This is a genomic window from Marivirga sericea (assembly GCF_900177665.1).
Classification (GTDB): Bacteria; Bacteroidota; Bacteroidia; order Cytophagales; family Cyclobacteriaceae; genus Marivirga; species Marivirga sericea.
Genome location: NZ_FXAW01000001.1, coordinates 823,435 through 846,073, shown reverse-complemented (window position 1 = coordinate 846,073; position 22,639 = coordinate 823,435). Strand labels below are relative to the sequence as shown.

General features: G+C 35.9%; 21 protein-coding genes. 15 read left to right on the top strand and 6 right to left on the bottom strand.

Features of this window, described 5'->3' with window-relative positions:
* Positions 1-3 precede the first annotated feature (3 nt).
* The 10 genes from B9Y84_RS03335 (at position 4) to B9Y84_RS03290 (ending at position 9,784) form a co-directional block, all read left to right on the top strand.
* Positions 4-867 carry a DUF58 domain-containing protein gene (locus B9Y84_RS03335; protein ID WP_085515669.1) on the top strand — a complete coding sequence of 288 codons (864 nt, stop codon included), beginning with the start codon at positions 4-6 and terminating at the stop codon, positions 865-867.
* On the top strand, positions 864-1,880 hold the full coding sequence (locus tag B9Y84_RS03330) for a BatA domain-containing protein (protein WP_176223695.1): 1,017 nt from the start codon (positions 864-866) through the stop codon (positions 1,878-1,880). Before B9Y84_RS03335 ends, B9Y84_RS03330 begins: the two co-directional genes overlap by 4 nt.
* Complete coding sequence (locus B9Y84_RS03325; protein WP_085515667.1) at positions 1,873-4,053, top strand: hypothetical protein; 2,181 nt, start codon at positions 1,873-1,875, stop codon at positions 4,051-4,053. The genes B9Y84_RS03330 and B9Y84_RS03325 overlap by 8 nt, the downstream gene beginning before the upstream one ends.
* Positions 4,046-5,755: a hypothetical protein gene (locus B9Y84_RS03320; RefSeq protein ID WP_085515666.1), complete on the top strand. Its 1,710-nt coding sequence runs from the start codon at positions 4,046-4,048 to the stop codon at positions 5,753-5,755. The genes B9Y84_RS03325 and B9Y84_RS03320 overlap by 8 nt, the downstream gene beginning before the upstream one ends.
* A 4-nt stretch (positions 5,756-5,759) precedes the next feature.
* Positions 5,760-7,226, top strand: coding sequence for a M20 family metallopeptidase (locus tag B9Y84_RS03315; protein WP_139827929.1), 1,467 nt, complete (start codon positions 5,760-5,762; stop codon positions 7,224-7,226).
* A gap of 162 nt (positions 7,227-7,388) precedes the next feature.
* Positions 7,389-7,571, top strand: coding sequence for a hypothetical protein (locus tag B9Y84_RS03310; RefSeq protein ID WP_085515664.1), 183 nt, complete (start codon positions 7,389-7,391; stop codon positions 7,569-7,571).
* Between the two features lie 7 nt (positions 7,572-7,578).
* Positions 7,579-8,043, top strand: a complete 465-nt coding sequence (locus tag B9Y84_RS03305; RefSeq protein WP_085515663.1) for a DUF2452 domain-containing protein — start codon at positions 7,579-7,581, stop codon at positions 8,041-8,043.
* Between the two features lie 178 nt (positions 8,044-8,221).
* Complete coding sequence (locus tag B9Y84_RS03300) at positions 8,222-8,719, top strand: hypothetical protein (protein WP_085515662.1); 498 nt, start codon at positions 8,222-8,224, stop codon at positions 8,717-8,719.
* Positions 8,716-9,285 (top strand): pyridoxamine 5'-phosphate oxidase family protein, encoded by a 570-nt coding sequence (locus tag B9Y84_RS03295; protein ID WP_085515661.1) that lies wholly within the window; start codon positions 8,716-8,718, stop codon positions 9,283-9,285. The genes B9Y84_RS03300 and B9Y84_RS03295 overlap by 4 nt, the downstream gene beginning before the upstream one ends.
* Positions 9,286-9,295: 10 nt before the next feature.
* On the top strand, positions 9,296-9,784 hold the full coding sequence (locus B9Y84_RS03290) for a DUF427 domain-containing protein (RefSeq protein WP_085515660.1): 489 nt from the start codon (positions 9,296-9,298) through the stop codon (positions 9,782-9,784).
* Between the two features lie 5 nt (positions 9,785-9,789).
* On the opposite strand, the gene arfB is transcribed toward B9Y84_RS03290, so the two are convergent.
* The 3 genes from arfB to B9Y84_RS03275 form a co-directional block, all read right to left on the bottom strand.
* Entirely contained in the window at positions 9,790-10,206 is a 417-nt protein-coding gene (gene arfB, locus B9Y84_RS03285; protein ID WP_085515659.1) for an alternative ribosome rescue aminoacyl-tRNA hydrolase ArfB, read from the bottom strand.
* A 94-nt stretch (positions 10,207-10,300) separates the two neighbouring features.
* The gene (locus tag B9Y84_RS03280; RefSeq protein WP_085515658.1) at positions 10,301-10,798 is read right to left on the bottom strand and encodes a GreA/GreB family elongation factor; all 498 of its coding nucleotides are present in this window, start codon (positions 10,796-10,798) and stop codon (positions 10,301-10,303) included.
* Between the two features lie 58 nt (positions 10,799-10,856).
* A complete protein-coding gene (locus tag B9Y84_RS03275; protein ID WP_085515657.1) occupies positions 10,857-11,201 on the bottom strand; it encodes a zinc ribbon domain-containing protein YjdM in 345 nt (114 codons plus the stop codon).
* Positions 11,202-11,332: 131 nt separating this feature from the next.
* Between B9Y84_RS03275 and B9Y84_RS03270 the strand changes: the two genes are divergently transcribed.
* Entirely contained in the window at positions 11,333-11,806 is a 474-nt protein-coding gene (locus B9Y84_RS03270) for a pyrophosphohydrolase domain-containing protein (protein WP_085515656.1), read from the top strand.
* A gap of 168 nt (positions 11,807-11,974) precedes the next feature.
* Entirely contained in the window at positions 11,975-12,229 is a 255-nt protein-coding gene (locus B9Y84_RS03265) for a hypothetical protein (RefSeq protein WP_085515655.1), read from the top strand.
* A gap of 1,031 nt (positions 12,230-13,260) precedes the next feature.
* Here B9Y84_RS03265 and B9Y84_RS03260 read toward each other — a convergent pair.
* The gene (locus tag B9Y84_RS03260; RefSeq protein ID WP_085515654.1) at positions 13,261-13,848 is read right to left on the bottom strand and encodes a transposase; all 588 of its coding nucleotides are present in this window, start codon (positions 13,846-13,848) and stop codon (positions 13,261-13,263) included.
* Between the two features lie 906 nt (positions 13,849-14,754).
* Positions 14,755-16,782 (bottom strand): glutamine--tRNA ligase/YqeY domain fusion protein, encoded by a 2,028-nt coding sequence (locus tag B9Y84_RS03255; protein WP_085515653.1) that lies wholly within the window; start codon positions 16,780-16,782, stop codon positions 14,755-14,757.
* Positions 16,783-17,016: 234 nt separating this feature from the next.
* On the opposite strand from B9Y84_RS03255, the gene B9Y84_RS03250 reads away from it, so the two are divergent.
* Complete coding sequence (locus B9Y84_RS03250) at positions 17,017-17,760, top strand: outer membrane beta-barrel protein (protein WP_085515652.1); 744 nt, start codon at positions 17,017-17,019, stop codon at positions 17,758-17,760.
* Between the two features lie 63 nt (positions 17,761-17,823).
* Here B9Y84_RS03250 and B9Y84_RS03245 read toward each other — a convergent pair whose 3' ends face one another.
* Positions 17,824-18,969, bottom strand: coding sequence for a lycopene cyclase family protein (locus B9Y84_RS03245; RefSeq protein WP_085515651.1), 1,146 nt, complete (start codon positions 18,967-18,969; stop codon positions 17,824-17,826).
* 210 nt (positions 18,970-19,179) lie between these two features.
* Here B9Y84_RS03245 and B9Y84_RS03240 point away from each other — a divergent pair, with 210 nt between their 5' ends.
* Both B9Y84_RS03240 and B9Y84_RS03235 read left to right on the top strand, forming a co-directional pair.
* Positions 19,180-20,499, top strand: coding sequence for a serine hydrolase domain-containing protein (locus B9Y84_RS03240; RefSeq protein ID WP_085515650.1), 1,320 nt, complete (start codon positions 19,180-19,182; stop codon positions 20,497-20,499).
* A 70-nt stretch (positions 20,500-20,569) separates the two neighbouring features.
* A complete protein-coding gene (locus B9Y84_RS03235; protein WP_085515649.1) occupies positions 20,570-22,606 on the top strand; it encodes a carboxy terminal-processing peptidase in 2,037 nt (678 codons plus the stop codon).
* Positions 22,607-22,639 lie beyond the last annotated feature (33 nt).

Below are 22,639 nucleotides of genomic sequence, written 5' to 3'. Positions count from 1 at the left end.
TTCATGAGCGCTCTGAACAAGATCTTTCAAATGCCTGATTTTGAGGCACTCAAAGCCCTGCAATTGTACATCAAACATCATATTGAAGGGGTGATGATGGGGATGCATCAAAGTCCTAAAACCGGATTTGGAATTGAGTTCAAAGAATACAGGAACTATGTCCCGGGTGATTCGCTCAAACAAATGGATTGGAAATACTATGCTCGAACTGACCATTATATGATCAAAGAAGCGGAAATGGAAAAGCAACATGACTTCATTTTCGTTTTGGATAAAAGTCTTTCCATGAATTTTGAAATGCATGGTGCCAGCAAATTCAATTGGGCAAGAACTTTAATAGCTGCTTTAGCTTATTTAGCCAGTAATCAGCATGATAAATATTATTTATTCAATCAAGATAATCCTCCAACAGATTTTGAAACTTTCCTTTTTCGAATGATCCAAATTCAGACAGATAAAGAGAAGAGCCTCGATGATTTAAACCCCATCCAAAAGATTCAAAACAAAAGCACCGTATTTGTTTTTACGGACGGCTATTCAAATGAAAAGGATTTAAGCACATTATTGAAAAATTGGGCAATAGCTTCCGAGGAAGTCATGTTGATTCATTTACTATTTGATAATGAAGAAGAATTGGAATTTGAAGGGCAGTATTTCACCTTTAAAGACTTGGAAGGGCAGGGCAGTGTGCAGGTCAATACAAAAGAAGGTTTACAAGATTATCAAAATAGGATTCAAAATTGGAAAAGCGGGATTCAAAAAACCTGTGCGAAAAATAGTATCGCTTATTGGCAAGTTAATGGCAAAGAGGAAATCCAAAAGGTCATATTTGAGCTATTGAACCACTTTAACCAATCATGGTCATGAATTGGCTTAATCCCATAGCGCTCTGGGGTTTAACTGCTTTGGCTCTCCCCATAATTATTCATTTATGGAGTAAAAATAAAACCAAGGAAATTGCTTTTGGAAGTATCCGTTTTTTGAAAGAAAGTAGCACTTTACAATCCAAAAGAATTCAGTTCTCTGAACTTCCTTTACTATTGTTGAGAATGTTGATACTATTCTTGCTAGTAATGCTTTTAGCCAAATGGGTCCGTTTTACAGAGGTAGAAAAGGAAAAGGCTTTATTGCTAGGAGAAGGAATCCAAGTTCCTGAGGCTTATCAAGATGACGAATTTAGGGTTTTAAATACTGCTAAATCTGAAAACAGCTTAAACCAATGGTATTTATTGGAAAAGCTTTCAAAAGAGTACCCTGAAATCGATTCACTAATTTACATTAATAATTTTGGAACTAGTGATTTCACAGGTGAGATACCAAAATTGAATTTCCAGTTGGAATTGATATCAACGGGAGAATCTATGGATCGAAATCAAGAGCCGATGAGTCAAGACACTATACTTATCCATTTTGCGGAGCTTTCCCAAGTAATCGAACAAAAGTTGCGTAAAGTGTTGAAAGCAAATCATTTATATACTAAAGAAAAGGTAAATTTCATACAATCTGAAAAGCAGAAAGCACACTTAATTATTGGTAATTCCACGCATAAGCAGGAAGCCAATCAAATTGTATTGACTGACACTATATCAGATGATTATGAAGTGGAGAGGAAGTATACTTACAGCATCTTGTACTTAAACGAAAAATGGCTTAATAATCCACTGAATGAGGATATGTTTTTATCTGTGGTCACGGAATTTATAGGTCAAATAGTTGAGCCGAATTACCAATATTCATCATTTGATGCTTTGTACACTCGCACGAATGAAGATGCTGGTTCTATCCAAAAAGCGCAGAGATTTGAGCAAGTGTTATTGGGGATGATTGTTTTTTTAATCGTATTAGAAAGATTTTTGAGCTATAAAAAACGCAATGCATAAGGAGTTTGAAAAATATTGGGCTAAGCTAAAAATGCGATTTAATCTGTGGCAGTGCTTATCAGTTGTAATTCCTTTTGTGTCCGCTATCTTATTGCTATTGGCTATTGCGAACTTCTTCGACTTGCGGATTCCTATTGCATTTTGGATCGTTTATGTAGTTTCTGCTTTAGGCTTATTACTCATTTGGAATCCTTCATTACAATGGAGCACCCAAAAGCTCCTTGATTTTCTGCATCAAAAATATGGCAGATTAGAATATAGCTTATCCATTTTTTTTAAAAAGGACTTGAATGAACTGGAGAAACTTCAACTACGAAAAGTTCTAAAGGAATTACCGGAAGTTCAAAAAGTTGAACTTCCGATTGCTTTAAAGAGATCGTATATTGTACTGATTGTTAGTGTTTTATTGTATATGGTTTCCTTCTTTTATCAAACTGAAAAAACCTCAACACCTCCGATTTCAGCTACCAAAAAGCAAGTAGATATTCATCAAGACAGTACTATTCAAAAGTCAGCTTTAGAATTTGAATATAGGCTTTCGGTTTTTCCACCAGAATATACAAGCTTGAAAAGTTTTAAATGGGAAAAGAATAAAAAAATACCTGAAGGGAGTCGGTTGGTATTTGACAATAAAGGAACTATCAATATTGATTTGATTTGGCAAAATCAGTACGACTTCAGATTAAAATCTGAGCAAACGAAAACATTCACTTTAAATCAAGCTGCTATTTTTCAAATTGAATACACGCTCAATGATAGCCTGTATTCATTGCAGCCTGAAGTTTTGGAAGTATTACGGGATAACCCACCCATATTGTCCACTAATCTCAAGGAAAACCGTCATGAAATTGACTTCAAGGATTTAACCAAAGGATTTCAGCTAGAATTGGAGATTGAGGACGATTATGGAATAGTTTCTACAGATATCATCATGACGTTAAGCAGAGGAGAAGGCGAGGCGGTGAGGTTCCGAGAGATGAAACAATCCATTGCAGGCATTTCTGAAATGCTCAGAAAACAGCAAATGAACATCACTTTGCCGTTGGATACCTTTTCATTAGAACCCGGTGATGAGCTTTATTTTTACTTTTCAGCAATAGACAATAAAGAACCCAAGAGCAATAAAGGGAAAACTGATGTGTACTTTCTATCCGTAGCCGATACTAGTGAGCAGGAGATGGTGGAATATGAAGGATTCGCTCTGACCAATGAGGCAGAATATTTCAAGAGCCAGCGACAGATTATCATAGATACAGAAGCGCTATTGGCGGAAAAAGACCAAATAACGCAGGAAGAATTTGAAAAAAGAAGTAATACGATTGGGGCAGACCAGAAATTGTTACGCTTAAGGTACGGGGTCTTTTTAGGGGAAGAATTTGAAACGACTGGCGGTTTAGGGGAAATTGACCATTCAGGTCACGACCACGTAGATTTAGATGAAAAGAATGAGGAAGAAGAACACGACCATGATTCACATGAAGGACACGAACATGAATCAGAAGGTAATTTTTCTAACCCAATTTTCAATGAAACGCCCGAATTAGAAGCTTACGTTCATGCGCATGATGATTCTGAATTATCTACTTTCTTGGATGCCAATGTAAAAGCTAAGCTCAAGGAGGCATTGGCTAATATGTGGGAAGCTGAATTATTCTTAAGAACCTATAAACCAAAAGAAGCACTGCCTTTTGAATATAAAGCATTAAATCTCATCAAGGAGGTGAAACGAGCGTCTAGAATTTATGTGGAAAGAATGGGTTTTGAACCACCGCCTATTGACGAAGAGAAAAAGAGACTGAGCGGTGATTTGGAAAAAATTGATGCACAGACTGTTAAAGCTGAACGAGGAGAAAAACCTTTTCAGGAAAAGCTTTTTGAGACTTATAGCCAGCTGAAAGAAGTCTATCAACGAAAGGGTTTGAGTAAGGTATCACAGATACTTAATCCTTTCACGGATGAGTTAGTGTCGAAAATAGTCGATGAACCAGTCCGCTATGGAAGTCTATTGGCGGGCATCAAACAATTTCAATCTACTAACTCCACGAGGGCTTTGCGGGATGTTTTAGTCATCATGGAGGATATGTTAGATCTAGAAAAGTTGGAAAAAGGGAAGCAAGCTGCCAGCATAGAAAGCGACTTGCACAAAACCTATTATGAATTAGAGAATGAATAGTTTTTCGGAAAATGTAGCTTTTGAAAATTCATTGGTGCTTTGGCATTTGCTTTTGCTTATAGGACTCTGGATTTTAGGAATTTATTGGGAATTCCAAAAACGAAAACCTAGAAAAGGGGCAAGAATTATAGCTTTATCCTTAGTGCTTATTTCATTGTATGTCATCTATTTATCACCTTATACTTTAACAGAAAAGCCCCTTAAATCAGCACTAATTATTAACCGAGATATTCCTGACAGCATTATTGATTCATTAAAGTTGATCTATGAAGTAAGCATCTTAAAACAGAATCAAAAAGGCAGATTTGAATTAGGTGAAACGGGGAAAGAAAGCTCGATAAACGAGTTAGATTTTCAACTTGATACCGTCTTTGTTTATGGTTATGTTCCACATTTAAATCCGGAATATTATAAAATTCGCAAAGATATTGTAATGGAAAAAGGACTTAAACTCCATTATCCTAAATCCATAGCTTTTGGGGATAGTCTGAAGATAGGCATTCAGAATTTGAATAGCAGAGATACTCGTATTTCAGCTACGATAGGGCAGGATACTGTATCAAAGTTTCTTCCCAAAGAAGGAAAGATCGATTTATCTATTCTCCCTAAATTTAATGGCGCTCTTTTATCGAAGATTTCAACAGATGACGCGAATTATCATTTTGCTGTGTCGGTAGAAAAGCCAGAAAAATATATCATGCAAATCCTTTCTGCTTCTCCTGATTTTGAGTGGAAATTCTTCGTGGATTTCTTAAAATCTAAAGAGCATTCCGTGTATCAAAAGACGCAGATTTCGAAAGACAAATTTAAATCTGCATTTGTCAATTGGCATGATTCTTTGCAAATCAATAGGGGAGTTGCTAATGATTTGAAAGTACTGTTTACAGATGCCAAGGCTTGGGAAGATTTAAGTTCAAATGCTAAAAGAGATTTCTTAAAAAAATTAGAAAGCAATGATGGTAGTTTAATCTTCAGAACTAGTCCTAATAGCCAAATACAGCTTGATTTAGACAAGTCTAAATCTACTAATATATTTAGCACAAGCGATAATTTACTTGAATCAAATGATTATAATTATCTACAATTCAACAACTTACGAGATTTAGATGAAGTGGCTCAAAATGCCGTTTTTAGAAAGGTACTTCCAGAATTGATTGTAGGAGTCATTAATTTTCAAAGCAGTTTTCAGCTAAAATTATCAGGTAAGGATAAAGAATATGCACAACTTTGGTCGCCAATTTTTAATGATTTGATCAGAAAATCAGGCGATGAATTTTATGACAAAACAGAATGGCCGGTTCAATTTCAGCCTTTCTTTTTTCGACTTTGGGCTGAAGCTAAAAGGGAAAATATTTTAGTTATTACGCCAACTTCGGATACTATTTATTTAGCTTCAAAAGTTGATTATTTATTTGCAGGAAGGCAGCATTTTATGTTTTATCCTAAGCAAGAGGGATGGCACTTTGTGCAATTGAAAAATCAAGAAGCACCTATCCCATTTTACGTTCATCCTGAAGATGAAATAAGACAGTCAGAATTCTTACTCAATTACAACTATGATTACTTAAAATATCTTAATTTTGCGAAATCAGTTATTCAGCAGGAAAAGCGAAGTTTTAATAGGAAATCCGTAACTATATGGTTTTTCATACTGTTTATAATAGGTGTGACTTATTTGTGGATTGAAGATAAAATTACCTAAAAATATGATAAGATTTTTTGTGCTATGTGTTGTACTCTTTTCCACTTCCGCTTTAGCTCAAAATAAATCCGATTATGTTGAACTGCCACCTTCTGTTTCTTTAGATCAATCTATTGAACTGCTTTCAGCCTATATCCAAAGAGAAAGTGTTTCAGGTAATGAAAAGGAAGCGGGTATCTTTATTGAAGATTACATTTTAGGTACAGATTTACATTTAAGAGTTTTTTCCAATTTTTCAGATAATTACAATCTAGCTGCATCACTTTATCCATTGAGCAGTGGCAAACCAAATGTGATCCTGCAAAGCCATATAGATGTTGTTCCTGCTGAGGATTTAGATATTTGGCAGCATGATCCCTACAGTGGTTATTTCGATGGAGAACACATTTATGGTCGGGGAGCCTTGGATGCAAAAGGCTTGGGCATCATGCAATTAAAAGCTGTGGAAGCGTTTCAGCATGACTATGATACTGCAGAATTACCCTTTAATATTACCGTTTTATTCGTTTCCTCTGAGGAAACTGGTGGAAGTGAGAAAGGTGCTCGATTCGTTATGAATAATTTTAAGGAAGAACTCAATGCTGTTGCTGTTTTGGGTGAAGGAGGAGCTGGTTATCAAAACGTATTACAAAATAAACCCGAAAAAGTGGTTTTTGGGGTTTCTATTGCCGAAAAACAAAGTTTATGGCTTCAGCTTAAAATTGTAAGTAATTCTGCCGGACATGGAGCTGCTCCGTCCACTGATTATGCCAATATTCAACTGATCAACAGTTTAAATAATATTACCAACCGCAAGGCTTTATTGTTATTCAATACCAGCACAAGAAGAATGTTTAGAAGGTTAGGAAGAGCAGAAGGAGGAATCAGAGGGTTTTTTATACGAAATATAAATTGGTCTATTCTAGCACCTTTTGTAAGGAAGCAGATTGAAAGAGAGCCATTTTTATCCTCTTTATTAACGAATACAGTGACAGTAACCAATATTTATAACCCTCCGGGCCCCCCTAATCAAATAAGTACCTCAGCAACTGCAGTTTTAGATTGTAGGCTTGTGCCTGGGACATCATCCAAAAGCTTTATACGTTATATTGAAAGGAAATTAGATAATGATAACATTAAAGTAACGGTGATATCAGAAAGCCCGGAAGCGCCACCTTCTCGCTTAAATAAGTATTATAGAGCTTTGGAAGATGCCATTGCTATGAGCTATCCCGATGCAGAAACGATTCCATTTTTATTTCCTGCGACTAGCGATAATAGCTTATTTAGATCATATGGTATCCCTTCTTATGGATTAATCCCGGCGATAGTAACTGAAAGAGATATCAACAGTATTCATAGTGTCAATGAGCGCATTAGCTTAGATGTTCTGCAGTCTGGTATTACAGTTTATTATAACTATATCAAAGAATTACAGTTAAAAGAACGATTTTCGCTCTTTGGTTTTATGGACGATGAGGAAGAAGAATAATCTAAATGGCAGTCACAAGATGATTCGTATTGATTAAGCAAATGACAGCTAGATACCAAAATACAGGAGGTAATTGACCAAAACCAGACATTTTTAGAGAAAAAAGAGGGATTTGAGCTAGTCGTTTAGGATTAGGTTTCCACAATATGAATAACATACAATATGAAAAAATCTAAAGTATTTCTATTGATAGCCATCATCTTTATGTTGGTCGTTTTTTATGTGGTTTATGATATGTCCACTAAAACCAAATTTAGGAAATTTGGTGATGAAACTGAGAAAAACAAATCCGTTAAAGATAGTGTTAAGAAAACGGATCCAATGGAAGTCGAAATTCGTAGATAAATTGTATATGAGCGAATCAGGTAAGAAAATAGATATAGATAAAATAGATTTAGATAAAATGAAGGAGGGAACTACCGATAAGCCCGGAACTATTGCTTTCCCTCATCATTCCGGAAGCGCCATTATTAAACCCACTGACAGAGGTAAAATAAAAGGACGTGCGGTTTCTGCAATGCATGAGCAGACCGATCGACAAATGAATCAGCTCTATGAGCAGATGCAGTTATTAGCAAAACAAGCTAATGATTTAAAAGGAAGAGTAGAGATATCCGAACGAATTTACCTAGCTAAAATCAATTTTGAACCATTGATTAATCATACTTATTATATGTATGAAGGCCCTGATGGAAAAGATATATTATCGTTAATAGCGCCTAATGAGTGGGGTAGAAGTAATAGCAAAATGAATTATTTAGCTACTGTTAAATTATTAGCGGATCATACTTGGGAGATTTTGGATAAAGCAGCCTAATCTCAAGCGATAAAGTCTCCTTGATTTTTTCTCCGAAAGGGAGGCAGCAGAGCTCATACTGAGCTTAGTAGGAACATAATTGTCGTTATGTATGACTTTACATTGCAAATAGCCGTCAAAATTATGTGATTAATCTTAACAAAAGTAGGTGCTTGTTGTTATCATCTAAAATCTAGATATGGAAACCCTCAGAGCGCTTAACACCAAACCAAAACATTTTAAGACTCATATTTTCACTAAAGAATACAGCTCACCTCATCAAGAATCGCAGATTTGGAATTGGCTGAATGACCCTGCAACCTTTGTGGATGATCAGGTGTGGCCTTACCGGGTTGAGTTCTTGCCGAACGAAAATCAAAAGAGTGACTTTGAAACAGGAGTCCTCAATAATCACCACGGGCCAATGCTGTCATTAGCAGGTGAAATTGGTGAAATAACACCTCATTATCGTGACTTGCATTATTATTACGGTAGCTATGCAATATCTTTTCGTATTGTAAGACCTTTCCGACTTGAATTTTGGACAGAAGACAAGGGAGATCATAGGATATTGACTGTTCAGTTGAGCAGTTACATTGCGCCTTCTTTTTATAAGTTATGGAATTGGAGTCAAAATATTTTTTGGAGTCGATTTGGAAAATGGATGAATAAGAGCGTTAAGAAGAGGATTTCATGAGTGTAATTAATTCTACAGATAGCTTAGAAGAGATAAAGTCAAATGTTATACAACTTTTAAATAGAGCAGGGAACGACAGACGTTCTGCCTTTCGCTTTATCATATTGAATACTGTAGCAAATGATTATCCTAATTCAAGATATGTGGTCTTAAGGAAATTCGAAAGGGAAAGTGCTGAGTTATTCATTTATACAGATTTTAGGTCTAACAAAATTCAAGAAATTAGGAATAATCCAAGTGTATCAGTTTTAGCTTATGACAAGCAAAAGAAATTTCAAATTAAGCTAGGAGCAAGAGCGGTTATTCATCATCAGGATGAATTAGCTTATCAACATTGGAGTGCTTTGGATGGAGGAAAGGAATCTTACAATACATCAGCAGATCCTGGAAAACAGGTAGATACATTGCAGGATGCGCATCAGATGAAGAATGCCTTTGACGATCGACATTTTGCTGTTCTCGTTCTAAAAGTCTCTAAGATGGAATGCTTGCAACTTAACAATGAGGGCCATATTAGATCATTTTTCGATCTTGACCATAATCAGTCATCGTTCTTAGTGCCCTAAAAGAGAGTATATGAAAAAAATTAAGCCGAAAAAAGGACAAGAATCTGTTTGGGACTATCCAAGACCTCCTAAGCTTGAGGCAGTAAATAAGCATATTAGGATTATCTTTGATGGCGAAGTAATAGCAGATACTAATGTTTCGTACAGAGTACTGGAAACAAGTCATCCGCCTACTTATTATTTACCCATTTCTTCTTTTAAAGACGGGACATTAATTGAAGGAACGCATAGTACCGCTTGTGAATTTAAGGGAGTATCATTTTATTATGATGTAAAACATGGTAACAAAACTGCTTCAAATGCGGCTTGGAGCTATCCCACACCAAAAGGCGATTTTAAATTGATAAAAGACCACATCGCTGTTTATGCGCATAAAATGGATGCCTGCTTTGTAGGTGATGAGAAAGTGGAAGCTCAAGAAGGGGATTTTTATGGAGGTTGGATTACATCACAAGTTGTTGGTCCATTTAAAGGAATAAAGGGAAGTTGGGGTTGGTAGTTTTATTATTTTAATGGATTCTTTCGCATTTTCTTTTTGTCAGAATGCATTTTCTTCTTCTCCAATCGTTTCTTTTGAGATGCCCTCGTGGGTTTCGTTTTCTTGCGCACTTTGGGTTTTTCAAAAGCCTTTGACAAGGTTCGCTCCATTTTTTTGAAAGCCAATTCTTTGTTTTTGATCTGCGAAGAATGACTTTCAGCAGTGATCAGTAAATCTCCAGATTTGGTAAGTTTTGAGGCTAAAGTTTGTCGGATTCTTTCTTTTTCATTTTCAGATAAAAGCTCGGATTCATTTATATTGAAGCGAAGTACCACCTTTGTTTCCACCTTATTTACGTGCTGTCCTCCTGGTCCACCGCTTCTTGCAGTGGAAAGCTCTAACTCCTTCTTAATTTTACTGAGTTTAAACTTTTGATTTTTCATATTCTATGAATCGGAAATAGGCAGTTTTTGTTTAAAATACGCTAGTTGCATATTAATTATAAAAGCGGATAAAGCTTAATTGATAGCCTTACATTTAGTAGTCTATAGCTAGAATTTCAATGCTTCGGCCTTCCTTGCCCAACATAAGCTGTGGTTTTGCTCCTACTTTCTTACCCATTAAAGCCTTAGCAATGGGAGCTGTAAAAGCTATTTTTTGATCTTTCACATTTGCTTCATCAACACCTACTATTTGAAAAAATTGCACTTTGCCATTCATGGTAAATTGGACCTTAGCACCAAATCGAACTTCATCTTGCGGTTGCTCTTCAGCAGTTAGCACCCTAGCTGAATTAATTCTTGATTCAAGCAACTTCATTTTCCCGTTTAGAGTTGCGAGAGCTCTTCTGCGATCTGCTTCCTTCTCTATAAATTTCACACTAGTCTTCTCTTCCTCTAGTTGAGATTTTTCTTGAATCAAGGCTTTTTTGCCTGCAGCTGTAACATAATTAGTTTCATTTTCCGGCAATGGCGCTCTTGGTGGAATAAATGGCGCTTCTTCTTGATCGTCTTCCTTTACAAATGCTCTGCTCATTTTATTGAATATTTATAAGCTATTCAACGATTGATAAGCGCATCAGTTTAATTTCTACTTATTGGGCCTTCTTTACAAATTCTGATTTAAGAGCCATAACACCAAATCCTGGTACTTTGCAATCAATATTGTGATCTCCATCGACTAGTCGTATGCCTTTTACTTTAGTTCCTGCTTTGATGGGCTTAGGTGCTCCTTTAACCGGTAAATCCTTCACTATAACCACACTATCCCCATCTGTTAATGGATTTCCGTTAGCATCTATCACTTTCAGGCCTTCTTCAGCTGTAGCTTCATTTTTCACCTCTTCAGGATGCCATTCATGACCACATTCAGGACACATCATTAAAACATCAGTCGGATAGCCGTATGGGGAATTACAATTGGGACAAATAGTGGACATATTGCTTAGGTTTAAAAGTCGCAAAGATAATTTCTTTATTGTAAAATAAGGTAATTTGAAAATTAATATGGAATTTCAATCAATTAGTATAAATTCAAATTTAGAAAAATAAATTTTACAATTTAACCATAATGAAAGAAGCAGAAGCACTCAATTCGGTATCAAAATTCCATAAAACTTTCAATCATCCTATCTTATCAGAGCCGCAAATACCACCTCAAAAACGAGCAGAATTGCGTATAAGTCTATTGAGAGAGGAATTAGAAGAATTGGAAGAAGCAGTGGAGAACAAGGATGTAGTAGAAGCTGCAGATGCTTTGTGCGATTTGCAATATGTCTTGGCTGGGGCTATTTTAGAATTTGGAATGGGTAATAAGTTCGCAGAATTATTTGCTGAAGTTCAACGGTCAAATATGAGCAAAGTGTGCAGTTCGGAAGAAGAAGCGCAAGCCACTATTAACCATTACAAAACGCAAAATCAAGATGCTTACTTTGAGAAGAAAGATAATTTTTATTTGGTATACAGAAAAGCGGATAATAAAACCTTGAAATCAATTAATTATTCAGAGGTCAATTTAAAAGCAATCCTTGAGCAAGCGCAGTAGGTGGGTGGATTAGGGTAGAGCTACCAAATTCCATATTGCTTGTCTACTTCATAGGAAAGGCTGCTTTAAGAAAAGACTGACCTAAGCAGTTAAAAGGTCTGCCCATCGTTAAATCTAATCAGGTAAACAACACTGCTTTATTCTTTGTTATTTACAAAAAGTAAAGCTATGACAAAAGAGGAAGCTAAAGAAGCCATTAAAGATATCCCAATTGGTGCGAAAATTCAGGTGATTCAAAAATCTGGAAACATTATGGATGTGCGACTGTCAAGCCATGAAGTGAGCGAAACGGACGAAAAGCAATATGAAACACTTACGGTTCCTGAGTTACCTCCAGCGCTATTGGTCCATGGCCATATAAGACAAGGGAATTATAGAGTTGAACTTGAGGATATAGTTAGAATTGCTTGGATTGAAGAGTAAGATGATGGATTAAGGATATAATCACGGGATTGAAGTTTAGCTGTTGCCCGTCTGACCTTCGGTCTTGATCTATGCATTCCAAAGGCTCGGACTACTACCTACGAGCTTTCATTTTGTGTCCTGAGCTCAAGCTTTCTGTTCTGACTTATGCAACTCATTTTGTCAGCCAAAGCACTCGATTAGGTCAGTACCGAAGGTCAGACCGGTTTTATATCTACAGAATATCCTTCTAAAGCTAATCAGAATTAATACAGCTTATCAGCTAATTTTTCATTGGTTATAATCATGAGATTGAAGTTTAGCTGTTTCCGGTCTGACCTTCGGAACTGACCTATGCATTCCAAAGGATCGGACTACTACCTTCGATCTTTTATTTTGTATACTGAGTGCAAGCTTTTTATTCTGACTTATGCAACTTATTTTGTCAGCCAAAGCACTCGATTAGGTCAGTACCGGAGGTCTGACCGGTTTTATATCTACAGAATATCCTTTTAAAGCTATTTAGAGTTAATACAGCTTATCACCTATTTTTTTCATTGTATATAATCATGAGATTGAAGTTTAGCAGTTGCCGGTCTGACCTCTGGTACTGACCTATGCATTCCATAGGATCGGACTACTACCTACGAGCTTTTATTTTGTATACTGAGTGCAAGCTTTTTATTCTGACTTATGCAACTCATTTTGTAAGCCAAAGCACACAATTAGGTCAGTACCGGAGGTCAGACAGATTGATATCCTCAAAATATTCTTCTAAAACTAATCAGAATTAATACAGCTTATCAGCTAATTTTTCATTGGATATAATCAAGGGATTGAAGTTTAGCTGTTGCCGGTCTGACCTTCGGTACTGACCTATGCATTGCTTCGGATCGGACTACTACCTTCGAGCTTTCATTTTGTGTCCTGAGCGCATGCTTTCTGTTCTGACTTATGCAAATCATTTTGTCAGCCAAAGCACTCAATTAGGTCAGTACCGAAGGTCAGACCGGTTTTATATCTACAGAATATCCTTTTAAAGCTATTTAGAGTTAGTACAGCTTATCAGCTAATTTTTCATTGATGACAGAGTAGGAAGTATTGTAAAAATCATCTTTATGAATATCAATCAATTTTTCAGCCAATTCAAAATTGCACAGTGTACCTTCTCTGATTCCTAAATAATCTTGGAATGAAGAATATTTCCAATCCTCCATTTTTTTAACTAATCCTGCTTTCAAAGGATTCTGATGAATGTAGTTAAAACATATAAATGGATAGTTGTCTTTTTTATTTTCTAGTAATTTAAATTTTGTTTTTTGTCTGAATAAAGAACCTGTACGGGTATACTTATTATTAAATTCAATTGAAAAACTACTATTTATTAATCTAAAGCTATTTTTCAACACTTGACTTTCTAATAGTCCTAATTGAATAGATTCAATAGATTTTTGATTTGTATAAATTAGAAAATGATAATGATTAGGCATTAAACAATAATTGAGAATTTCAGCAATCGGAAAAACTCTTTTTCGTACTCTTTTTAAAAAAGAGATATAATCTTCATGATCTCTGAAAATGGTTTCCTTATTATTTCCTTGATTATAAACATGATAGATGTTATCGGCAACTAATTTCATAGAATCAAAAATACAAAAAGAGAAGAATCGAAAAAACACTTTATACTAAAGATGTTTCCGGTCTGACCTTCGGTACTGACCTATGCATTCGATAGGATCGGAGTACTACCTAAGAGCTTTCATTTTGTGTCCTGAGCGCAAGCTTTCTGATCTGACTGATGCAAATCATTTTGTCAGCCAAAGCACTCGATTAGGGCATAACCGGAGGTCAGATAGATTGATATCTACAAAATATTCTTCTAAAACTAATCAGAATTAATACAGCTTATCAGCTAATTTTTCATTGGATATAATCAAGGGATTGAAGTTTAGCACTTGCCGGTCTGACCTTCGGTCTTGATCTATGCATTCCAAAGGATCGGAGTACTACTATCTACGAGCTTTTATTTTGTGTCCTGAGTGCAAGCTTTCTGTTCTGACTTATGCAACTCATTTTGTTAGCCAAAGCACTCGATTAGGTCAGTACCAGAGGTCAGACCGGTTTTATATTTACAAAATATTCTTCTGAAGCTAATCAGAATTAATACAGCTTATCAGCTAATTTTTGATTGGTTATAATGATGGGATTGAAGTTTAGCTGTTGCCGGTCTGACCTTCGGTACTGACCTATGCATTGCATCGGATCACTACTATCTACGAGCTTTCATTTTGTGTCCTGAGTGCAAGCTTTCTGTTCTGACTGATGCAACTCATTTTGTTAGCCAAAGCACTCGATTAGGTCAGTACCGGAGGTCAGACCGGTTTTATATCTACAGAATATCCTTCTAAAGCTAATCAGAATTAATACAGCTTATCAGCTAATTTTTCATTGGTTATAATCATGAGATTGAAGTTTAGCTGTTTCCGGTCTGACCTTCGGTACTGACCTATGCATTTCATAGGATTGAATTAACTTCGAATATTAAATTATGCTATATGCTTAGCTTCTTCCACTAATAGCTCATTATCATCTTCTAAACCAGCTTGAATAAAAGCATTTATCGCTTCATTCTTTTCTAGGCCTTTTTTCAATAATACGCCTAAGGCAATAGTAGCACCAATTCGGGTACCCACCTTTTTCTTCGCAGTGCCAAATAGAGGCTCTAATTCCTCATATTGAACATCTTCTGCCAATTTAATGATGTTTGCTCTAGCGGTTTCCAATTTATTACCAGACAGATTAGTATATTTCTTACTAATCTTCTGAACTTCATTAATTGCACTTCTTCCTGTTCCTTCCTTTGGTTTTTGCTGTTGAACTTGAGTTTGCTCTTTCGTTTGTGCTTTGGCCCATGAATCCTTTAATCCAACTGTTTTATTGAAAATCAAATGATCTGCTGTGGCATCTTGATCCAACGTAAAGTAGCCGACCCTTTGAAACTGGAATTTATCTTCCAACTGAGCTTTTTGTAAAAACGGCTCTACATAGGCTTCTTTAGTTATTTTTAAGGATTCAGGATTGACGAATTCCATAAAGCTTTTATCTCCATGGCTGTCAGGGGCTTCGTCCAAAAACAATCGGTCATACTCCCTTACTTCAGCTTTGACGGCATGTTGAATAGAAACCCAATGCAAAGTGCCCTTTACTTTTCGCATGCTGGCTTCAGTTCCACTGCCTGATCGAGAGTCTAAATCTGCTGTACAGTGAATCTCTGCAATATTGCCTTGAGCATCTTTTACTATCGATTCTCCTTTGATGATATAAGCATTTTTTAATCGAACTTCTTTTCCAATGGTCAACCTAAAGTATTTGCTTCCAGCATCCTCCTTAAAGTCCTCTTTTTCAATGTATAACTCTCTTGAAAACGGTACTTCATGGGATCCTGAATTTTCCATTTCAGGATTATTTTCCGCTTCTAATATTTCTGTTTTTCCATCGGGATAATTGGTGATGACCAATTTAACCGGGTCAATAACCGCCATTGCACGTGTCGCTCTTTTGTTTAAATCTTCACGAATGGCATATTCCAATAATGAAACATCAGTAACGCTATCTCTTTTAGAGATTCCAGACAGCTCACTGAATTTGCGGATTGATTCAGGAGTATAGCCTCTCCTTCTTAATCCTGAAATAGTAGGCATTCTAGGATCATCCCAACCTGCAACGGTTTTACTTTGCACCAATTCTAATAATTTTCGCTTACTCATCACTGTGTAGCTCAAATTACGTCTGGCAAATTCCCTTTGCTTTGGTCTTATTTTGGTTTCATCATAAATTTGATCCAAAAACCAATCATAGAGCTCTCGGTGTGATTTAAATTCCAATGTACATAATGAATGCGTAATCTGCTCAAGGTAGTCAGATTGCCCATGTGCCCAATCGTACATAGGATAGATGCACCAATCATTAGCTGTTCTGTGGTGAGCTTTATTAAGAATTCTGTACATCAACGGATCTCGCATCAACATATTAGGTGATGCCATATCGATTTTTGCTCTTAATACATATGAACCTGCAGGAAACTCCCCATTTTTCATCTTCTCGAAAATCTCCAAATTCTCTTCAATTGGTCGATCTCTGTGCGGACTTGGCTTTCCTGGAGAAGTTGGAGTGCCTTTTTGTTCGGCTATTAGCTCTGGGGATTGGCCATCTACATAAGCTTTGCCATTTTTAATTAGCTCAACTGCCCAATCATAAAGCTGCTGAAAGTAATCAGAAGTATAGCATTCTTTGGCCCATTTAAATCCTAACCACTCGATATTATGCTTGATAGAGTCTACAAATTCTTGCTCTTCTTTAATTGGGTTTGTATCATCAAAGCGCAGATTTACAGGGGCTTCATGACCTTCACCTAATCCGAAATTGAGGCAAATTGAGGCTGCATGACCAATGTGTAAATAGCCATTGGGCTCAGGAGGAAATCTAAAACGAAGATGGTTTTTGGCTAAACCTGATTTTAGATCTTCTTCTATAATGTGTTCCAAAAAATTAAGTGATTCTGATCCTTCTTTCATGATTGTCTAATTGTGATGCAAAATTAGCTGAAAAGGATTCAATTCCAATAGGGGAGTTGTGCTAATTAATTTCTATTAAAGGTAAATTTCTCTGAAAGGTATAAAACATAAAAGTAAGAGATTACTCAAAATCGTTATACTGCTAAAGATTTTGGACCTCATCTATTTTTAGCTACTATAAGTATACTATTTATACAACTACAGAGTTAATATGTGAAACAACACGATTTAAAAATGAAAATATCAACCTCATTAATCATTGCTGGACTCATGCTAGCTGGTTTCCAAGCTAGTGCTCAGTCAAAATTTTATATATCAACAGAAACAAACTTTATTTATGACCTTTACCAAGTTACAGATGAAGGAAATGCCGCAGGACCTTCAAATATCAGGACTTTGGATTTTCCAGGAGCTACCTTAATAGCAGGCTATGAGTTAAATTCAGTTTTTAGTATTGAGAGCGGAATAGCAATAAGACCTGTTAAGAGTGGGTTTTCTTTACATTTTAAAGAAGGGGGGAGCGGAATTGAAGGTGGTGGTGCATACTATCATATTCCTGTTAGAACTAGGGCAAGAATCCCTTTGTTCGGTGATTGGCTTTTTGCTACGGGAAGCATAGGTGCCAATTTAAGTGTCACAGACCCAACTCGTGTGGGGACAAACTTTAATTCAGACAGTGGAGAAGGTTCAGCTACTAAGAATGGAAATGAAATATATTCTTATACAACGCAATACACGTCTTGGAACAAATACTTCTTCACAGCCGCAGCGGAAGCAGGCTTTGACTTTAAAATTAGCCCAAAATTTAATATTTATTCTACTTTTACCTACAACAGAGGATTTACGAATCTCAAGCAGACAAATATTCAATACCAATATAAAAATGAACCGCAACGCAATGCATCAGTATTACATGAAGGAAGCTATTTAAGTGTTAACATTGGCTTGCGATTTCATTTTAATTCAAATGAAAAGTAAATCATTAATTTCTGTGTTTAAGTGATATTGGTGACGATTCCTTATCAACAAGTGATAAGGAATTCAAAATAATTCCTCTGCTACAGCCTTTATAAAAGGCCATTTAGGTACTGTATTCATGATTTTAATATCCTCTAACAAGTTAGTTTCTTCATTTAAAAACTTGAGCAATTGTGTTAGTTTATTTCGCTTATACATGCTTCCAAATACCTCATGCCCGCTGCTTTTGCCAGTATGCAAAACATTCATCAACACTTCATCATAAAATCTAAATCTAGAGGATTCTTTTAAAGCAAAATCTTCTTGTCCTGACTTCAAGCTTTCGACTATCTGCTGGACGTGCTTATAGTTTCTCATAAAAGAATAACCGGTGCTGGGCTTTACAGTACCTGCTAAAGTTCCTATGGGAATTATACTTTTTGACCTTTTCACGAAGATGGAATTCGTCATCGGGATTTTATTGAATTCAACCTCTATTATTTCATAATCTGAGATTTCTAAGTTTGATTCTATATAATTCTTTAGATGCTTTTCATAGCTTTCTTTCTTCCATAAATCGGCTGAAAATAACGTATATTCAACTAGAGATATTTTTTGTGACTCAGGTAAAGTATAAGCAAAACTTAAACCGCCTTCAACTTCAGGCACCTGCATATCCATGTAGGTAAATTCATCAGGATTGAAACGATTTTGCTTTGTTTTTATCTTCCATCCGTAGAAATGCTGCCATATAAAATGTTTTTTAGGATTGGCTAATGCTGCAATCTCATCAGGAAAAAAATACGATTTAAAAAAATAGCTTTTATAATAGTAGGTCGACTGTTGGGTGTTAATACTTTTTTCTTCTTCATTTTCAGAAGTGATAAGGTCTTGAATAAAAGTAACTTGGCTATTTTTCTTTAATTTATCTAGTACGAACTTATAATAGTCGATTCCTTCAATTTTATAATATCGATAAGGCTTCAAGTTTTGAGAGAGATCAAAATCTTCTCCTTTCACTACTGCTTTACCCCATGACTGACTAATTGGTAAATCACCAATCCACAGTTCAGGTTTAGACCAAAAACTCCAAGTTCTGTCGTTGGTCTCTTTCTTATCAGCATCTATTATCAGCAAATTCCTATCTTCTAATAAGTCGTTTTCAACCATTTGCCATGCTAAAGTTAAACCTGCTAAACCCGCACCTCCGATAATGTAGTCGTATCTCATTAAAATCTATAAATCAAGAATTTGGCTCTTTTACAAATCTAAAATTAACCTTATTGTTGAAAGAAATTAGGGCTATTTGGAATTAATTTATCAAAAAATCGTTTCTAAGGGGTGTGAATAACCTATACATTTCATGTAAAATGTTGTATATTTGGCTATTTACTACGTATTTGTATCATAATTTTTTAATAATTAACTATTTTAAACCAGTTGAGGAAAAGAACAGTAATAATTGCAATTTTATTAGGGGTAACTGCAATTAGTTTTGCCTTTTACACCACATCAGAAGTAGCCTTCACGCGTTCAGTCGATGAAGGAAATCAAGACCAAATTAGCTACATCAATTTTAATCTAGTAAGTCCTGCACCTACTATGGATTCGACTGAATTCAAACCTGCCTTTGATCTTGAGATCAACACATTTCTGAATAGATGGGATATAAAAGGGGCATCAGTTGCTGTTATGAAAGATAATCGACTGATATATGCTCAAGGATATGGGGTCACTAATAAAAATACTCAAGAGCAAGTTCAAACCGAGCATCTATTTAGAATTGCGAGTGCATCCAAATTGATAACGGCCATTACTATCATGAAAATGGTCGATGATGGTCTGGTTGATTTAGATGAAAATGTATTCGGGACGAATGGTATATTGTCTCATTTCGATCAAATGAAAGACCCAAAGCATAAAAATGTTAAAGTTAAACATCTTTTGAATCATAGAGGTGGATGGAGTTGGAGAGATGGTGACTTCATGTTTCAGGCAGATAAGATAAAGCGAATTATGGAATTAGAGGGACCACCTTCTGAAGATGATATAATTGAATTTGTTTTGAAGCACAGAAGCTTGAGGTACAGACCCGGCACTCAATATGCCTATTCCAATTTTGGATATATGTTATTAGGGAAAATCATTGAACAAAAGACCAACACTTCATATGAAAATTATGTGGTGCGCAATATCTTAGAGCCCAATGGAATTTATGGAATGCGCATATCCGGAAATTATGAATGGGAGAGAAGACCATTTGAAGTACATTATTATAATCATCCAGGCGCTTATCAGTTTCCATCATTTGACGGAAATTACGAAGCAGTTGAGAAACCCTATGGTGGAAGTGATATACACACCTTAGGTGCTGCCGGTGGTTGGATTGCAAACGCTTCCCAATTAACAAAATTGGTGGCCTTAATTGATCCAAATAATTCTTATCAGTTGCTATCCAATGAAAGTCGAGATTTAATGGTGAGTGGAAACAGCTATAGAGATGCTTACGGATGGAAAGGAGCAAGAGGAGAAAATTTTTGGAGGACTGGAACATTAGCAGGCTCTGCATGTTTCATTCAAAGGAAAGAAGACGGCTATACGTATGCAGTGATATTAAATTCAAGCGTTTGGATGGGCCATAGGTTCAATAACTATATAAAATGGATGATGGATGAAGCTATTTTGGAGCTGGATAACGATAAAAGAAATTTATTTTATCAAGATCATCAATCACCTAGTATACTACCTCTTGCAATTTGACCGTTTATCAAATTCACGAAAATAAAATCAGGAAATTTCGTTGACTCTTTTGAATTACAATAATACGACCATGAGAAATATACTTTTAATTATATCATTTGTTCTGTTGGGCTTAACAAGCTTTGCGCAGAATGATAAATTTGCAAAACTGAGTCCGACACAAGATCAATCTATGGAAGCTAGGTTAGTAGCGGGCCTTTTGACGCAATACCATTACCAGAAGACTCCTATAGATGACAAACTTTCTACTATTATATATGATGAATATTTATCTTCTTTAGATGTTAACAAGCATTACTTCCTGAAAGAAGATTTAGAAGGTTTTGGAAAATATCGGGAGCGTTTGGATGACCATATCAAATTAGGCTATTTATTACCACCCTATGAAGTGTTCAATGTTTTTAGAGAAAGATTTTCAGATAGAATGAATTTCATTGAAAACGAACTCTCTTATGATTTTGATTATAATAAAGAAGAGTACTTAACGATTGATCCTGATTCCTTAGATCATGTAGAATCAAGAGCTGAACTAAATGAACGTTGGAGAAAGCTTATTAAAAGTCAGGCACTTGATTACAAATTAGACGATAAGGCCGATACAACTATAGAGCGATTAATTAAAGAACGCTATGCTCGTTTAAAGCAAACAATTGCTGAATATGAAAGCAGAGATGTTTTCCAATTATATATGAATACGTTTGCGGAGAGTTTTGATCCTCACAGTAGCTATTTTTCGCCAATCACCTCTGAGAATTTTAAAATTAGAATGAGCCAATCTTTGGAAGGAATTGGAGCTACACTTACTACAGACGGTAGTTATACTAGAGTAGCTTCCGTTGTGCCAGGAGGTCCTGCATTTGAAAGTAAAATGGTCAATACTGATGATAGAATATTAGCAGTAGCACAAGGAACAGATGGAGATTATGTAGATATTACAGGTTGGCGATTGGATGATGTAGTGCAAAAGATTAGAGGCCCTAAAGGTACCACGGTAAGATTAAAAATCATTGAAGCAGGTACTCCGATTTCAACAGGAGTTCCGCAAGAAATCACCATCGTACGAGATAAAATCAAATTAGATAATCAGGTTCCGTATGCGGAAGTGAAAAAAGTATACAGAGAAGGAAATCAGTACAAAATTGGTATAATTACTATTCCTTCCTTTTACTTAAATTTTGAGGCTATGCGCAATGGTGAGGAAGACTATGGAAGTACCACCAGAGATGTTAAAGCCATTTTAGATACCATAAAAAACCAAGTAGATGGAATTGTTGTGGATCTGCGATCAAATGGAGGTGGATCCTTGCAAGAAGCTATTGATTTAAGTGGCTTATTTATCGAAGAAGGACCAATTGTTCAGATCAGGGACTCAGATGGAAGCATTGAGTTGGGTGAAGACGAAGATAAAAGTGTCTATTATGATGGACCTCTCACAATTCTGACCAATCGTTTTAGCGCGTCTGCTTCTGAAATATTTTCTGGTGCAATTCAGGATTATAAAAGAGGCGTTGTGATAGGTGAAAATACTTTTGGAAAAGGTACTGTACAGAATTTGATTTCTTTGAATCAATTTGTACCGAAAGTGCAAGACACGCTTGGACAGGTAAAATTAACTTTGGCAAAATATTACAGAGTGAATGGAAGTAGTACTCAGCATAAAGGCGTCCGTCCGGATATTAAAATGCCGTCACCTTATACCGCAAAAACATTTGGAGAAAGTTCTTATGAGCGTGCATTAGAATGGGATCAAATAGAAAGTTCTGAATTTGAGCCCTCTAATTACATAGATGATAAGACCTTAGCTAAATTAAATGAAAAACACGAGAAGAGATTAAATGAAGAACAATACCTCCGAAGCTTAAAAAATGATGTAGATGAAGCCATTAATCAACAAAGCTTATCAAGAGTTAGTTTGAACATAGATATTCGAAAAGCTGAAAATGAGAAAGCAATGGATAGAAGAAATGCAGCTAATGAATTAAAGGAGAAAATATCTGCTGACCCAGAACTGATTAATAAAATTAATACTGATGGTGAGATCAAAGACCCTTATTTAAGAGAGGGAATTGTTGTACTGGCGGATTTAATTGCCATGGGTATCGGTTAAAAATGACATGAACTGGAAGTTCTTAATAGCTTG